This window comes from Dysgonomonas sp. 37-18, from assembly GCF_001899125.1.
Lineage (GTDB): Bacteria > Bacteroidota > Bacteroidia > Bacteroidales > Dysgonomonadaceae > Dysgonomonas.
In genome coordinates this window covers 37,778-55,020 of record NZ_MKVC01000024.1, presented here as the reverse complement: position 1 = coordinate 55,020, position 17,243 = coordinate 37,778, and the positions used below count along the sequence as shown (strand labels likewise).

Below are 17,243 nucleotides of genomic sequence, written 5' to 3'. Positions count from 1 at the left end.
TTAGTCTACTTCAGTTTTTGGTTTCAGGCAATCCTTGTATGCCTTTATTGTATTTTCAAGACCCAAATACAATGCGTCGCTGATAAGGGCATGCCCAATAGAGACTTCATCTATTGTGGGTATATTTTCATATAGATAATTCAAATTTTCGAGACTGAGGTCATGACCTGCATTTAATCCTAGTCCAAGTTTCTTCGCTAATTTGGACGCAGCTACAAAAGACTCTATGGCAGCTTCTCTGTTTTTGACATAATTGAAGGCATAAGGCTCTGTATATAGCTCAATTCTGTCTGTTCCCGTTTTTGCTGCTGCCTCTATGATTTCGAGTTCTGTGCCAACAAAGATAGATGTGCGTACACCTACAGCCCTGAATGTATCAACCAAATCGGATAGGAATTGTTGATGTTCAACAGTGTTCCAACCTGCATTGGATGTAATCGCATCGGGCTTGTCCGGAACAAGTGTTACTTGTGTGGGACGTATCGTTGTAACAAGGTCTATAAACTTTTGTGAAGGATAACCTTCGATATTAAATTCAGTTCTGATCTTTGCCTTTAAGTCATACACGTCTTTGAATCGAATATGTCTTTCGTCGGGACGGGGATGAACTGTTATACCTTCTGCACCAAATTTTTCGCAATCGAGAGCAACTTGTACAACATCCGGAACATTACCTCCTCGAGCATTGCGTAGTGTTGCAATCTTATTAATATTTACACTTAACTTTGTCATGTCAAACCATTAAAAACCGCCGTTCTTCACAAATTGCCAGAGATAGATGTTAATAGATAAAACTTTTTTAGCACCTTTGTGGAACGATATCAAACTACAAATGTAATATGATTTGATGAGAATGCGCGTATCAGTTCCGTTTTATTAACAGCTTAGAAAATCATTTGTTTGTATATAAATAGGTTCCGTTAAAAGTAAATGCGATGAAAATAGCCATATTCGGTAGCAAACATCAGAAGAAAGAACAGGTCGAAAAGTTATTTGGAATCTTAAACGATAACAACGTAGCAATCTATCTTCAGGAGAAATTCTATTACTACCTAAGAGATTGTCATCACTTGCAATATAATGTCGCAGGTATTATAAAGAACGATGAGTTCGATGTTGACCTCGTGGTAACAATCGGAGGAGACGGAACATTCCTGCGTACGGCATCGGTAATAGGCAAAAAGAATATTCCGATACTCGGTATAAATGCCGGACGATTAGGCTTTCTGGCAGATGTAGGCGAAGAAGATCTGGAAGCTACCTTCGAAGATGTCTTTTCGGGTAACTATCGTATCGAACATCGTAGTCAACTGCATCTGACTACCGAACATAAGATATACCATGGCTTCAACTATGCTCTCAACGAAGTGGCTATTATGAAGCAGGATACGGCTTCGATGATCACCGTGCATGCATATATCAACGACGAATACCTGACTTCGTATGAGGCTGACGGACTCGTTATGGCTACACCTACAGGCTCTACAGCATACTCACTCAGTGTGGGAGGTCCGATAATAGCACCCGATGCTCACAACTTCGTTATTGCTGCCATTGCCCCTCATAGCTTGGGCGATAGACCTTTGGTTATAACAGATGATAGTATCATCACCTTTGATGTAGAAAGCCGTAACAATAGTTTTCTCATCTCATTGGACGGAAGGTCTAATGTATTTCAGACTGGGACGAAGCTGACTGTAAAGAAGGCAGACTTTACCCTTCAAGTATTAAAACGCAAAGATAATACCTTCTACAAAACGTTGAGAAGTAAACTGATGTGGGGCGTTGATCCTCGCCAAAGCTAACACCTTCCCGTAAGATTATAGGAACAGCGATTCATGTATAATCTCTCCTACTGTAGGATGAGGGAATACAATTTTCTGAAATTCTTCTACAGTAAATCCTTTTTCGATGGCAATGCCCGCTATAACCACCAGTTCCGAGGCGGGATTGCCCAACATGTGACAACCTATGATTCTCGAATCTTCGTCGATGATCAGTTTACAAACACCATTTCCAAGTTCATTTTCAGCTACAAAGCGTCCCGAATATGCCATTGGGAGTTTGTGTGCAGTGTATTTTATACCTTTAGCCGTAAGCTCTTCTTCTGTTTGTCCTACTCCTGCAATCTCAGGGTTGGTATATACCACTCCCGGTATTGCCTTGTAGCTCATGCTGTCGGTCTTACCTAGGATATGATTGATGGCTACCTCTCCTTCACGTACCGCAGTATGTGCCAGTAGTGAATATCCCGTAATATCTCCGCATGCATATACATTGGGATGAGATGTCTGCATATTCTCATTCACCTTCACGCCGTTTCTGAACAACTCGATATTTAGCTTATCCAGATTCAGATTTGCTGTAACAGGACGCCGTCCTGTGCTCAGTAATATCTTAGAGGCTTCGATTGTTGATTGTTCCCCGTCTTTTTCGATAATAATCTGACCGTCTTTTATTTCAACGACCTTGGTGTTCAGGTGAAAGTCGATACCTTTCTTGGTATATTCTGCACGAAGCATGGCTGATAGTTCTTTGTCCATTGCGCCAAGTATTTCGGGTAACATTTCTATCACTGTCACTTTTACTCCCAGACTATTAAAGAATGAAGCAAATTCGACACCGATAACTCCCCCTCCGATAACGGCTAAAGATTCCGGTACGTCCTTGTTGTCTAATGCTTCTTTCGATGTCCAGTACCCTGATTCGCTGAGTCCCTTGATAGGAGGAATAATTGTTTCAGAGCCTGTAGATAATAATACCTTTGCTGCGGTAATCGTTTCACCGTTGCATGATATGAGGATATTACGCTCTCCGTCTTCACCTTCGATAGTTGCTTCGCCTATGATTACTGTTACATCATGAGCAGCCATTTTCTGTTTGATGCCGGCTACCAGCTTACGCACTGTTTTTTGTTTGCGGGCAATTATTTTAGGCAGATCGAAAGTTGGGCTTCCTTCTACGCCGACTCCATACTTCGCAGAGTTTTTTACATTATCTAGGGTCTTTGCCGAGTATAGAAGGGTTTTGGTAGGGATGCAACCTTCATTGAGGCATACGCCACCCAATGCATTCCTTTCGAATAATACAGTTTTTAATCCGTTGGCAGAAGCTCTTTCGGCTGCGGTATAACCTGCGGGCCCTCCTCCAATAATAGCAACATCGTATAAAGTCATATTCTAATTATATAGTAAAAAAAAGTAACAAGGTTACAAAAATAATTGATATTCATTATCAGTATCTTATGAGTAGAAGGTGACAAAAGTGACAGTTTTATCGCTGTCTTTATCTGTTACCTTTTTATCCTCTGTGCCTACTCTAATAAAGATAAAATCTTATTGTTTTTATACAAGACGAGTTTGTCATATTATAAGATATAGCAACATGGTAAAGATAGGGAATTTAGTGATTTGTTCCTCCCAATAGAAGTTAGATTATTCGACCTGCTATTGTTTTTTGCTTTACATTACTTAAATACATTGTCTCAGGTTATTTGTATGAAAGATATCTACTCTTTCAATGTTATCCTTTCCCCTGTAATTATAATTAATCTTTATATACCTGAAAGTAGGTGTTTTTTCTATTCAAAATCATTATTTATGGTGATTGTAGTTTTTTGTACTGATTTATATTTTTGTGCCGAAAAAGCACTGTTTATTTTTATATAAACGAGTAAGCAAATTAAGGAGACAAAAAATGCCGGGCTCATCCCAAAGGATAACTAAAATATCTATAATCTTTTGATAGTAGAAATAAACTTTGTTTACGTATATCTGAAACATACGTGTGTTAAGCTGATTAACATACAAAATTATTATCATAAAATTACTTACAAATGCAACAACAACGTATTTCTTTACGCCTGTTCGGTATAATGTTTTTGCTTATGGGCATTGTCATATCATTGTCAGCACAGCAAAAATCGGCTGTTATAAGTGGTCGGGTATTTACTTCTGATGGAAAACCAGCTTCTAACGTTAGTATAACGATCGAAGAATTACATAGGAGCGATATGTCGAATTCTCAAGGATTCTATAAGATATCAGGCGTTCATGCCGGACGTTACACGCTCTTGTTCTCATCTGTGGGACTGCAATTGTCTAAAGTAGAAGTCGCTTTAGAGTCAGGCAAAGACCTACAGGTTCAGGATGTTTTCTTGAACGAAACGACTGAAAATCTGCAAGAGATAGAAATTATAGCAACCAAGAAGAACCCATTTGCTGAAAAAATAAGTGCATCGGTTGCTAAACTACCACTTGCCGACTTAGAAAATCCACAGGTATATAATACAATCAACAAGACGGTTATTAAAGAACAAGTCGTTACAAGCCTCAATACAGCATTGAAAAATGCGACAGGTATAACCCGTCTGTGGGAAAGTACCGGACGTGCAGGCGATGGTGCGGAATATTACACCATGCGTGGATTTTCTTTGCAACCAACCATTGTGAATGGTGTGGCTAACATCAGCAACGGAGCTTTGGATCCTGCGAATGTAGAAAATATAGAAGTGGTAAAAGGTCCTTCGGGAACACTTTACGGTGGAAACCTTATTTATTATGGTGGTCTGATCAATGTTGTTACCAAGAAACCGTACGATACTTTTGGCGGAGAGTTTGGTTACATTACAGGTAGTTATGGGCTAAATAGAGTAACTGCGGATGTAAACACACCGTTGAGTGACAAAGCCAGTATGAGAATCAATGGAGCTTACCATTATGAAAATACATTTCAGGATAATGGCTATTCAAAATCATTTTTTATAGCTCCTAGCTTTAAGTTTAAGGCTTCTGATCGCTTGACTTTCTTTATTAATACGGAATATAAATCGTTGGAGAGAACAACAGCTCCTATGATTTTCTTATACCGTTCTGCTCCTGTTACTTTCTCAAATATTGATTTGTTTGAAAAGAACTATAAAAAGTCATATACAAGTAATCGCCTTGCTGTCAATAATCCAACCTACGGTATGCAAGCTCAGGCTTTATATAAAATCAATGAAAACTGGAACTCGCAGACTATTGTGGCTGCCAGCAATACAAAATCTGACGGATATTATCAGTATTTATGGGACAATGTAAATGGTAGCGATTTTACACGCTATATTTCCAGATTAAATTCTTCTACCGATGCTATAAATGTTCAGCAAAACTTTACAGGAGATCATAAGTTTGGTAACATGCGTAACAGAGTTGTTTTCGGTGTAGATTATTTACAGAAAGAATATCAGGACAATGGTTATGCTTGGGTTGCAAACGGAGTTGTGTCGCTTGCCAATCAGACAGATACAGGCGTACTTACCGCTACAGGGGTGGATGCTCTCTTATCTGCTGATCCGGGAAGTGTATCCAATTCTACCGTTAAAATTTGGAGTACCTATTTGTCTGATGTTGTCAACTTTACTCCTCAACTGTCTGCATTAGTAGGACTTCGTTTGGATAACTATTCAGCATCAACTTCGTGGAATACTAAAGAGGTGAAAAATCAGGTGACTTTCTCTCAAAAATTAGGTCTTGTTTACCAGCCAATTATGCAACATCTTTCTTTGTTTGCCAATTATATGAATGGTTTTCAAAATCTTGAACCTGTAACGCAGCACGATGGTTCGGGTAATACTTCTATGAAGATATTGAAACCTGAGAAAGCGAATCAGTGGGAAGTGGGTGTGAAAAGCAACCTGTATAGCGATAGAGTTTCGTTGACTGTGAGCTACTATGACATCAAAGTTTCTAACAAGACGATGGCTGATCCGGCGAATGTGTTGAATGTAATTCAAGGCGGAGTGGTAAAGAGCAGAGGGGTAGAGGTTAGCCTTATTGCCAATCCTGTTGTAGGGTTGAATATGATTGCGGGTTATAGCCACAATTACAATAAGATAACAAAGGATGCTGCCGATGGTGATTATATCGGTCTAAGATCGGAAGAGTCAGGTCCGGCAAACTTGTTTAATGCATGGGTAAGCTACAAATTGACTACAGGTTCATTGAAAGGGTGGGGAGTAGGCGCAGGTGCTAACTACGCATCAGAATATAAAACACTCAACAGACACTCAACCGGTAGTTTCACTTTACCAAGTTATACTATTTTCAATGCATTGATCTCTTATAATGGAGATAACTATACCATCAGTTTGAAAGGGGATAACCTCGCCAATAAAAAATATTACGGGGGATGGAGTACAGTTACACCGCAGAAATTGCGTACCATATCTCTTGCATTGAATTATAGATTCTAAGAAATAATGAGGTTGTTCCAAAAGTAATATTTTAATAATGAAAATTACTTTTGGGATATCCTCATTAAATTTTCTAATTTTAAAAAAACTCTCATGACATTCAAAAAGATAGCTTATCAACTGCATCTTTACCTGGGGCTTATCTCCGGGCTTATTTTTTTTATTGTATGCCTGACGGGAGCTATTTGGGCATTAAAGCTGAATGGATGGGTAGATCAGGAGAAACTGCCCGAAGTATCGCAAGGTAAACATACGACGGTTGTTTCGCCCTCATCGGTAATAGAAGTTGCCAAGAAAGAATTTAAAGATAAAACGCCTGATTATATAGAGTATTCGGAAGATGCGCCAATTAAAGCAACTTTTCGTGGACAAGGGTATAATTATTCTTTGCAAATGGATCCTTATACGGGCAAAGTGATATCGGTAAAAGGATCTGATGGTTCTTCGGGTTACGACTTTTGGGATTTCATTGGGATGGGACACTTTTCACTTTGGCTTCCTTACAGTATAGGACAACCCATTGTAGGGTATTCTACATTGGTTTTTGTGATTGTAATAATCACAGGACTTATCCTTTGGATTCCGAAAAGTAAAAAAGCCCTTAAATACAGTCTCTGGTTCAGATGGAAGAAGAAAACCAAAATGTATAAGAAAGTATATGATTTGCACAATATTCTTGGTTTTTATGCCGCTTTTATACTTCTTATCATAAGCCTTACGGGTATGGTGTGGGCACTGGAATGGTGGTCGCAGGGTGTATATAAGGTTACTTCGGGTGGCAGGGTGATGCCTGAATGGAGAATGGCACAATCCGATACGTTGCATGTTGATACTCCGGCTAAAGATATTTATCTGGGAATTGATTCATTGTTTTCGGATCTGTCGCAAAAAGCTCCCACAGCTCAGGCTTTTTCGATATATCTACCCAATGTAGAAGATAAGGCTTCAGCCATTATGATAACCGTATTCCCCGACAAGAAATTGTATTATAATGTCGATAGGTACTCGTTTGACAAATATAGCTTTAAGCAGGTTGAGGTTGATCATCCGTATCAGGGCAAATATGAAAACAAAGATTTTGCGGACAAACTACGCCGTATGAATTATGATATTCATATCGGAGCCATAGGCGGTACAGCGGGCAGATTATTGGTATTTCTTTCCACTCTATTTGGTATGAGCCTGCCGTTGACAGGATTATATCTTTATATCAGAAAGAGGAAGAAAACGAAGGTGAAAAAGAGTAATATTGCTGAATAAGATTATCTACCCATTTGCAAAACTCTTTTAGTTCAGCTGTATTATAGCCATCCTTGCGCCAATGGTTTAATAGAGAATCGGACTTGTTTAATATCTGGTTTTCTATGGGTTTTATCTTTTGCAGAATGCCGTTGTCATCAGCGGTAATAAGTGCCGCTAGATTGATATAGTCATTCCCTTCTCCCCGGTCTATGGGGAAGAGTTGTTTCTTTAGTTTCAGAGACCAATCGCATAGCTTTGCATTTCCTGTTTCATCGGCAAGCATTGTGGATGGGTACCAATTGTCTTTGTTGAGCCAGACAGGTACAGCCACTGTGGTAAGTGGTGAACCTAATATTGTCCACATAGAGGTAAGCGAAGCGGGTTCAGCTTTTTTTACGCCTTGCACAACGATAACCGAAGAGGTAGAGTAGCGGGGTATATAGTCTCTGAATGCTGCAAAAACAGTCTTTGAAGTGTCTTGAGGCATTATGTCATATAAGTTTGTCCCGGTCAGTCCGTGTGTGAGATGACGTGAAACATCCTGTAACAAGAAGCGGTAAGAAAGTGAACCTGATAAAGCAGCATTGTAAAATAACGGTTCGGCAGCCTGATAGCGGCTCAAACCCTTATCTCTGGCTCTATCTCCCGAAAAAGAATAATTGGTGCGTATAATATATCCCATAGGAGCTATGGAAGGATCATTTGCATCGTATTTTTTGAAGGTATAATCGCCTGTTTCGTAATAGGCAGCTCCTCCTTGTGCGTCAATCACCCCGAAGTTTGCATTTACATAAAGAGGCTTCGGTAATGTTTCCAGCATTTTTTCGAAATCGGCGAGCGTTGCACATTGTTGCAGAGCCATTTTTATGACAATCCCTTCACGTTCCTCAGGTCCTACTTCGTTCTCATTCAGGTTGTACGATGCTGAATTCATTATGGCAAAGCCTGTAGAATTGTAGCCTCCCCATACTTCTTTGCCTGTCTTATCTGTACTGTTTACAATACCAATGTAATTATACTTGCCATCGCTAAAAGCCATTAGCTTATTCTGTAAGGCACTTGTATCCCTGTGTTTGTAGAGCAAGGGGCGTCCGTCGATAGTTCCTTTACCTGATATAATAGCGGTGGTGCATGCTATGGCGTGACCGGAGAGCACGAATAGCAAAAGATAAATAAAATATAGGCGTTTCATAGTAACTGATTTTAAGACAGATAAAAGTAATATATTTTATTCTATATATATCATCTTTTTTGTCATACCTCCGTCAACTACAATATTTTGTCCATTAATAAAATCATTCGCCGGATCGCAAAGGAACAGGCAAGTGCGAGCTATATCTTCGGGTTTGCCCACTCTGCCCGAAGGGTGCTGCTTATGGTCTTCGGGACGTAAATCGCCATAATGCCCTGTGTCTATCCAGCCCGGACTGATACAGTTCACCGTTATATTATATTCACTAAGGGAAATAGCTAAAGCGTGAGTAAGCGATACGATTGCTCCTTTAGATGCCGCATAGGCTTCGGAATTCGGTTCGCTCATCAGGTAGCGGGTAGATGCCATGTTGATTATTCGCCCGTAGGTGTTTAATTCTTTATTTAGTGAGCGGTGTTTTGCTAATGATTTGGCTAATATGAATATAGGACGTAGGTTGATGTTCAGAACTTTGTCGAAGTCTTCTACTGACACATCGAGTATCGATCCGAAATTGCTAACTCCTACATTATTGATAATGATATCTATATTTCCTTTCTGGGAGATAATAGTATGAATAAGGTCACTCAAAGCTCTTGCATCGGAAACATCAAGTTGGGCGAATGAGCATTTATAGCTTTTCATCTCTTCGCTTAGTCGCTTTCCTGCCTCTTCATCCATATCGCAAAAAGTAACATCTGCTCCTTCTTCGCAAAAAGCTTTTACTATGCTTCTGCCAATACCATTGGCTCCGCCTGTGACAAATACTATCTTGTTTTGCAAACTCTCCATAATTATTGTGCTTATTTGGGGATGAATACCTCTTCAAATAATATTTTCATTCTGCTTTTTACTTCTTCCATATCTACCTTATGCCCAAGCTCTTTTTCAAGCGATGTTACGCCTTTGTCAACAAAGCCACAAGGATTGATAAGTGAGAAATAAGATAAATCTGTATTTATGTTGAATGCAAATCCGTGCATTGTCACAAAGCGGCTACTACGCACACCTATCGCCGCAATCTTTCGTGTGCGAGCAGAGACTGTTGTATCTATCCATACACCTGCTGCACCTTCGAGTCTTTCAGCTTTGATATTGTAAGACGCCAAAAAACGAATTATAATTTCTTCTAGGTTAAAGATGTATTGTCTCAGTCCGATGTCGTATGATTCTAAATCGAAGATAGGATAACCTACAAGTTGTCCCGGGCCGTGATATGTAATATCTCCTCCACGATCTATTTGGAAAAGTGATACTCCTTTTTCTTTTAGAAAATTTTCCTGAAACAGAAGGTTTTCATGTTTACCATGTTTGCCAATTGTTATAACATGTGGGTGCTCGCAAAACAAGAGGTAGTTTTCGGGCTGTTCCCCTTTCTCCTTAAGGGATAGGGCTTCTGCGAATAACTCTTGCTGGTATTTCCATGCATGCCCGTATTCTATATTTTCTAGATCTTTGTATATCATTGTATTTACTTATTTATTTAACTTTTCCCGGATTTTTATTTATAAAATCTTTCCAACTTGTAAATTTCTTTTCTTGTGTAGGGTTGTTTGTTTGGAAATAATGGCAAACTGCAGCGGCTAAACCATCGGTAGCATCCATCTGAGTTGGCATATTACTGTCGGGTATATGGAGGAAATGTTGTAACATATAGGCAACTTGTTCTTTAGCTGCACGTCCATTTCCGGTAATTGACATTTTTATTTTCAATGGGGCGTATTCAAAAATGGGAATGTCCCGCGATAATGCAGCAGCCATAGCTACCCCCTGTGCTCTACCCAGCTTGAGCATACTTTGTACATTCTTTCCAAAGAAAGGAGCTTCGATGGCTAGTTCATCGGGTAGGAATTCATCAATCAGTCCAATTATCCGTTCAAAAATCCGTCGGAGTTTCAGATAATGGTCGTCATACTTGCTAAGTTGTAGTACCCCCATCGCTAATAATTCAGGCTTGTTATTCACTACACGCAAGATACCGTATCCCATTACTTGTGTGCCGGGGTCGATACCCAATATTATTCGTTCTTTTTGTATCATACTACAAGCTTATTTCTTCTAATAATGTAACAAACCCCAAAGCCTTATTTCCAAACAGAGAGGTTAGCTCTTTCTGGAGAGCTTCGCCTTCTGTAGCATACCAGTGATTGAGCGTATCTACATTCTTCACCTTGAACTGTAATGAATAGCTGGTTCCACTTTCCTCATGCTGTGCGTGGATACGTGCGAAACGAGGTTCGTATAAGAAACCGCTATTCGTTGCTTTGATTATGTAAACATCTTTGATAAAACGGATATAATCGTTGCAGACTTCGTCTTCTACATGAAATGTAGTATTGAAAATGATCATTTGTCAGTGTTTTTTTTCTAAACAAAAATACGAAAAGTTTATGGGTTTTTCTTCAAGAATGAAACAAGCTGTTCTTGCTTATGGAATTTTATAGATTTAGATATCTATTAGAGAAAGATAATTATTATGATTATGAGAAGTATGTTTTCAACTTACTATCTATCATTTAATGCGGCACGTATAGAATGAAGATAAGGATAACCGACTGTTTATACTTATCTTACTCTATCACTCATCTTTAAATTAAAGAGGTTGTCCTGAATCAATTTTCAGGACAACCTCTTTGAATATTTATATCAGTTAATTAAGGTTTTAAGTCGACAAAAGAAGCCTTGTTATTCAGTACATTATTTACTTTTTCTACAATTTTTGTTTCCGGCAACATAAATGATTCTTTCAGCTTTGTGTCTAGAGCAGATGCTGCCACTTCAATCTGATAAGAACCTTTGTCAGCTACCCATGCGCTCTTTCCTTGATTAAAAGAAGCTAGCTCGCGAAGAGTTAAACGTAAAGTTATTGTTTGTTCTTCTCCCGGTTTTAGCAACCGGGTCTTGGCAAAAGCCTTAAGTTCTTTTGCGGGTTTATCTATAACGTTCGTTGGCGAGGATAAATATAATTGAACAATCTCTTTTCCTGCCACTTTTCCTGTGTTCTTCACATTAACGCTTACATACAGTTCGTTGTCAAACACCTTGTCGCTTATTCTCATATCAGAATACTCAAATGTTGTATAAGACAAACCATATCCAAACTCGTATGCAGGTTTTACATTGAAGGTGTTGAAATATCGGTATCCTACATATACTCCTTCTTTATACATCACTTCGGTCGGTTTGTCGGCAGGAAGTCCTTGGAAATTCTCGGCAGAAGAAACATCCTCATATTTTATAGGGAATGTCATTGATAATTTTCCTGATGGATTTTCTTTCCCTGATAAAATGTCTGCTACAGAGTTTCCTGCTTCTTGCCCCGGAAGCCAAGCCATTAAGATTGCGTCCACTTTGTCTTTCCAGCTTGTAACTTCTATTGCTCCTCCATTATTGAGAACCACTATCACTTTTTTCCCTTGAGCGTGAAATATAGATGATACATTATCTATTAGGTTCAGTTCTTCTTGTGTCAGTTTAAAATCAGCTTCAATCTTTCTATCGTCCAATTCTCCTGAACTTCTTCCTATAGTAATTATTGCAACATCATTTTTTGAGGCACTTTCTTTTATCATCGACTCCTTAAGTTTTGGTTGAGGCATCAGCGGAACCAGCATTAATGGGTTAGTTTTCAACGCTTCTTTTACTTTGGCTACCTCAGCATTTACAAATGGAGTATAAAATTGATCTAGTTTTTGATCTGTCGGATAGCCTGCATTCTTTAGTCCCTCTTTTAGTGATACAATATATGCCTTGTTTACATCTCCACTACCTGTTCCTCCGGCAATGAGATTGTAAGATAAGCTTCCGAAAACAGCCAGATTCTTTGTGCTTGGAGCAAGAGGGAGAGCATTCTCTTTATTTTCTAATAAGACCATGCCTTCGGTTGCTGCCTGACGTGTGAGTTCTGCATGTTTCTTCAAGTCGGGTTTGTTTGAAAATTGATAGTTTCTTATTTTGTTTGAAGACAAGATCATATCCAATATTCTCTTTACACAAATATCCAAATCCGCTTCGGTAAGAGCTCCCGATTTTAAATCATTCAGTATGTCTTCTTTTTGCGAAGGGATGCCCGGCATTAATAAATCATTACCCGCTTTTAGTTGCAGCGATGTGTTGTGTTCTTTCCCTTTACCCATCAGTGCCTCTAGTCCGTTGCTATATCCACCAAACCAGTCTGTTATAACTACACCTTTGTATCCCCATTCGTCTCTTAGTATTGTTGTCAGCAAATCATAATCGGCAGAAGTATATATTCCGTTTATCTTATTATAAGAAGACATTATGGTTGCTGGGTTTGATTCTTTAACTGCGATTTCGAAACCTCTTAAATAAATCTCTCTTAATGCCCTCTGGGATACGTTGACATTCAAGTTCATCCTGTTTTTTTCACTGTTGTTTGCTGCAAAGTGTTTTACCGATGTTCCCGAGCCGTTCTCCTGTATACCGTTTATCATTGCCGCCGCAATTTTTCCTGTCAATAAAGGGTCTTCCGAGTAGTATTCATAATTTCGTCCACAGAGTGGGTTCCGCATAATATTGATAGCCGGAGCAAGTTGTATGTCAGATCCGTATTCCAATACTTCGTTTCCTATTGCTCGCCCTACTTGTTCTATCAACTTTGTATCCCAAGTGCAAGCTAATAGAGTGCCCACAGGGAAGCCGGTTGCATAAAATGTTTGATCTGTGTTTTTTCTGTTTGGGCTGATGCGGACACCTGCCGGCCCGTCTGTCATCACAATAGCGGGGATACCATATTTGTCAAGAGGATAAGTTGTGCCGGCAGCACCCGGGACTAGGTATTCCGTTCCTCCTACTACCATGTCTTTTATCAACCCCTCGAAGCCTTTCATGCCCGTTCCCAACACTAGATTTATTTTATCGTCTAGTGTCAGGCGAGTCATTAAGTCTGAAATTCGTCTGTTGTTGGGCAAACGAGTATCTTCATACGGTTGTAGTTTTCCGTCATTATTTAAGTCTGGAAATGTTTTTCCATCTACAACAATTTGTTTAGGCGGTTGGCCTAATAATTCAAAAGTTGCGATAATTAAACAAAAACCTGTTAAAATATATTTTTTTATCATATCAATATTTTTTTATCAATTTTATAATAACGTATTTTACACACCAGAGGCAAAATTAATACATATGCCCATATGACGTACATAATACGCTTTTATTTTTTATGTTGTATAACATGCAGCATGAGGGATCATGTCGTCTGAAAAATAGATATTGGTTTAATGATGTAAAGAAGAGATACTTATGGAATCATTGTACTTGGAGACTTTTAAAGCACAGACAGAGAATATACACCCGGGACTATCTGTAGACTGTGTTATTATATCTTTTCATGAGCAAAAAATGAAGATATTGCTCAATAAATATAAATTAAGTAAACTGTGGATGTTGCCGGGAGGTTTAGTCCATAAAGAAGAAGATGTGGATGAAGCTGTACAAAGGGTTTTACTTCAGCGCACCGGTTTGACTAACATAAAATTGAGACAATTCTATTTATTTGGAAAGAAAGATCGTTGTAATATAGATAACAATAGAGATCTGCTGGAAAGTTACGGTGTTAGCCCTGACGATATCCCCAATTTGATGAGCCGATATGCGACGTTGGGCTATTTTGCTTTCGTGCGTTACGATCAGGTATCGTTGAGCGAAGACGATACAGACTTGAGTATGTGGTTTGATATAGATAAAATACCTAAACTCAGCCATGATCATAATGAAATCATAAATCGGGCAATAAAGCATATACGACTGCTTATAGACGTTATTCCTATCGGATATGAATTGCTTCCCGAGGAGTTTACGATAGTAGAGTTGCGAAAGATATATGAAGATATATTGGGAGAGGAACTTGATAAGCGTAATTTTAGAAAACGAATGTTAACTTCTGAATTAATTGTTAGTCTCGATAAAAAAAGAGAATCCGATCCCTATCCTCAGCCAAACTTGTACTCTTTCAATATGAAGAGAATAGAAGAGCTGTTGGATTTATGATATAATCATTTTGTTATTATTTATGTGTATCCAAGTATGTTTTATTCATGCTTGGATATTTTTTTTCTTGTTTTATGTTTTAAAACATGTTATTTTGTTGTGGCGTATATTGTACGCTAATGAATAATGCTATACTTTTGTATCGCGTATTAAATACACCACACGTAAAAGACTGAACTTAACAAAATTAATCCCTAATGTTTTAACATAAATATGAGAAATATAAATATCAAAAAAGTAATATATACCGCTATCTTACTATCCTTATTGGGTAGTACAACTATATATGCGCAAAAGGTTGAGGCGCTAAAAAAGGATACGGTTGCAGCCGATGCTAAGGATGAAAAAAACATGATGCTGAATGCCAGCAGCAGTACGGGCCCTCGTACGGTAAATATCGGACTGCCTGCCGGCGTTGGCGGTACATCGGTGATGGAAAATGGACTGCCTGTCTCTTACTTTTACTGGCCGGTTCTCCCTACTAGAGCATGGCGATTGGATGCTTCAACTATAGGTTTCGAAACTCTTAACTTAAATCAGACAGCATTGCGTACGGGTGATGTCGGCATTTCTATTGCTACGTATGATAATCTGGGGACAGATAGGGTATTTGGTAATTTTGACATTACCGGAAACCATTACGGCTTGATGAAAGCTACCGGTGCTATAAGTGCTCCGATCAATAAAAATGGACTTTCTTTTGCAGCAGGGTTTTATCTTAATTATGATCCCGGAACATTAGACGTCCCTTTCAAAAAATACTATAATGACCAGACTCAAATGTTTAAAGGAGCATTGACCCAGAAGTATAACGGAGGCAGGGATAAAATTAGTGTCATGTATAAATATATGAACACAGGTGGAATATCTTTAGGATTCAGTCCCTTTTATTATAATGGGGATGGTAGTATAAAGGAAATTCCTGGCGTAAAAATCGGACGGTCTTCATTCTTTGAAAAATCAGGAAAAGTATGGATGAAAGACGTGTATTCAGGGAATATGATTGAAGAAGATATGTTTGACCAAAATAAATGGAAAACACATGAATTATATCTTATCGGAGAAAACAAATTTGATAATAACTGGAACTTAAACTATACATTTAAATTGTCACAAACCAAAGGCTCTCAATTGATCCAGGTGCTGTTAGGTGCACACGATATCACAGGTTATAGCTATATGGATGGTACGCCTGTAAAAGGTAATGCCGGTATTCAGCATTGGCTCTTCTCTAATCCCGAAATGACTATAAAAACTCTATCAGGAGTTTTGAATCTGAATAAAAAGACCAATACGCATGATTTTAATATAGGCTTAATGGGGGCTATGTATAATCCGGGAGAATATTATACAAAAACCTCAACATATTATACAGACGTAAAAGAGAACCCTTCTAAAGTTGTTGATAACTCAAATCAGATATTCCAATTTGATCAATACGGTCAAATCAAAAGTATAGTAGGAAATGAAATGTACAATATCGGAACAGAGTACGATAGCGGATATGAAAGAAAACTGGCTTTATATTTCTCTGATAAATGGAATATCAGCCCAAATTTTAATATGGGATATGGTGCGAGAGTGGAATGGCAAAAAGTTAAGGGAACTTATGCCCCTAGATATAATAAGAATGGAGATCTTTTGTCTGTAACAGCGCGTAATGCCGATGGGACTTTATCTAAAGACAAATCTAAATATAAAGCAATAAATGATGATTATCTGAATCTTGTTTTTAATGCTGATGCTCTTTATAAACTGACAAATAGCTTTGGTTTACTAGCTGATGCCGGATATAACAGGCAATCACCTCACTTGGAAAGCTATGCAGGTCAATACGAAGTAGATGCCAAACAAAATACGGTATTAAGTGGAGGCTTAGGTTTATACTTCAATCACCCGCTGGTAGAGTTGGTATCGAAAGGTACTTTTATCAGTAAAAATAATTATGTTGGACGCATGGACCTGAAGTTAGGAAATGAAAGTGCTAACACGGTTATTTACTACGACATTCAAACACTGGGTTGGACGACGGACTTTATGTTTACGCCGTTTAAGTTTTTCGACAATTCTCTAAAAAACTTTAACCTTCACTTTTTAGTGACACTGCAAGATCCTGTTTACAAAAATTATTCGATCAATCCTAAGTTCCCGAGTGGAGCAATGCTTCCGGAGCCTGTAAAGTTTGACGATAAAAATGTTCTTGTAGTTTCTAAATTCTTACTCGAGATAGATCCTAGCTATTCATTCGGTATAGATAAAAATACAAACGCAAGAGTTTGGCTAAGTGGTCGTTATTATAGCAAGCAATATGCAAACCTGCCAAACAACTTATATTATAAAGGTCACTGGGAAACATTTGGAGGTTTGAATATAAACTACAAAGGACACTTCGATTTTTATGCCAATTTTGTAAACCTGCTTAATCAAGAAGGTATCGGCGGTACAATCGGAGGAACAGACCTATATAATCAAGAGCAGGCAAATGCAGTTGCCGGAACTATACAGGGTGCGACCTATATTCGTCCGTTTACAGCAGAATTTGGTATTAAGTACAGATTTTAATAT

Annotated in this window: 13 protein-coding genes; 5 read left to right on the top strand and 8 right to left on the bottom strand. The window is 38.5% G+C overall.

Annotated features, from left to right (window positions below):
* Entirely contained in the window at positions 1–732 is a 732-nt protein-coding gene (locus tag BGO84_RS09570) for a pyridoxine 5'-phosphate synthase (RefSeq protein ID WP_291028944.1), read from the bottom strand.
* A 203-nt stretch (positions 733–935) separates the two neighbouring features.
* Between BGO84_RS09570 and BGO84_RS09565 the strand changes: the two genes are divergently transcribed.
* Positions 936–1,805: an NAD kinase gene (locus tag BGO84_RS09565; RefSeq protein WP_291028943.1), complete on the top strand. Its 870-nt coding sequence runs from the start codon at positions 936–938 to the stop codon at positions 1,803–1,805.
* A gap of 15 nt (positions 1,806–1,820) precedes the next feature.
* Here BGO84_RS09565 and lpdA read toward each other — a convergent pair whose 3' ends face one another.
* Positions 1,821–3,176, bottom strand: coding sequence for a dihydrolipoyl dehydrogenase (gene lpdA, locus BGO84_RS09560; protein WP_291028942.1), 1,356 nt, complete (start codon positions 3,174–3,176; stop codon positions 1,821–1,823).
* A gap of 659 nt (positions 3,177–3,835) precedes the next feature.
* Here lpdA and BGO84_RS09555 point away from each other — a divergent pair.
* Both BGO84_RS09555 and BGO84_RS09550 read left to right on the top strand, forming a co-directional pair.
* Entirely contained in the window at positions 3,836–6,235 is a 2,400-nt protein-coding gene (locus BGO84_RS09555; RefSeq protein ID WP_291028941.1) for a TonB-dependent receptor, read from the top strand.
* A 93-nt stretch (positions 6,236–6,328) separates the two neighbouring features.
* Positions 6,329–7,495, top strand: a complete 1,167-nt coding sequence (locus tag BGO84_RS09550) for a PepSY-associated TM helix domain-containing protein (RefSeq protein ID WP_291028940.1) — start codon at positions 6,329–6,331, stop codon at positions 7,493–7,495.
* On the opposite strand, the gene BGO84_RS09545 is transcribed toward BGO84_RS09550, so the two are convergent.
* The 6 genes from BGO84_RS09545 to BGO84_RS09520 all read right to left on the bottom strand — a co-directional run bounded on the left by BGO84_RS09545 (position 7,446) and on the right by BGO84_RS09520 (position 13,750).
* On the bottom strand, positions 7,446–8,669 hold the full coding sequence (locus BGO84_RS09545; RefSeq protein ID WP_291028939.1) for a hypothetical protein: 1,224 nt from the start codon (positions 8,667–8,669) through the stop codon (positions 7,446–7,448). The two genes, BGO84_RS09550 and BGO84_RS09545, sit on opposite strands and share 50 nt — an antisense overlap.
* Before the next feature lie 36 nt (positions 8,670–8,705).
* A complete protein-coding gene (locus BGO84_RS09540) occupies positions 8,706–9,461 on the bottom strand; it encodes an SDR family oxidoreductase (RefSeq protein WP_135103456.1) in 756 nt (251 codons plus the stop codon).
* A gap of 11 nt (positions 9,462–9,472) precedes the next feature.
* Positions 9,473–10,135 (bottom strand): lipoyl(octanoyl) transferase LipB, encoded by a 663-nt coding sequence (gene lipB, locus BGO84_RS09535; RefSeq protein ID WP_291028938.1) that lies wholly within the window; start codon positions 10,133–10,135, stop codon positions 9,473–9,475.
* 13 nt (positions 10,136–10,148) lie between these two features.
* The gene (gene ruvC / locus BGO84_RS09530) at positions 10,149–10,709 is read right to left on the bottom strand and encodes a crossover junction endodeoxyribonuclease RuvC (protein ID WP_283686901.1); all 561 of its coding nucleotides are present in this window, start codon (positions 10,707–10,709) and stop codon (positions 10,149–10,151) included.
* 1 nt (position 10,710) lies between these two features.
* Positions 10,711–11,019, bottom strand: coding sequence for a DUF4286 family protein (locus BGO84_RS09525; protein ID WP_283686900.1), 309 nt, complete (start codon positions 11,017–11,019; stop codon positions 10,711–10,713).
* A gap of 304 nt (positions 11,020–11,323) precedes the next feature.
* Complete coding sequence (locus tag BGO84_RS09520; protein ID WP_291028937.1) at positions 11,324–13,750, bottom strand: glycoside hydrolase family 3 C-terminal domain-containing protein; 2,427 nt, start codon at positions 13,748–13,750, stop codon at positions 11,324–11,326.
* Positions 13,751–13,931: 181 nt separating this feature from the next.
* On the opposite strand from BGO84_RS09520, the gene BGO84_RS09515 reads away from it, so the two are divergent.
* Both BGO84_RS09515 and BGO84_RS09510 read left to right on the top strand, forming a co-directional pair.
* Positions 13,932–14,678, top strand: a complete 747-nt coding sequence (locus BGO84_RS09515; RefSeq protein WP_283686898.1) for an NUDIX domain-containing protein — start codon at positions 13,932–13,934, stop codon at positions 14,676–14,678.
* 213 nt (positions 14,679–14,891) lie between these two features.
* On the top strand, positions 14,892–17,240 hold the full coding sequence (locus BGO84_RS09510) for a hypothetical protein (RefSeq protein ID WP_291028936.1): 2,349 nt from the start codon (positions 14,892–14,894) through the stop codon (positions 17,238–17,240).
* Positions 17,241–17,243 lie beyond the last annotated feature (3 nt).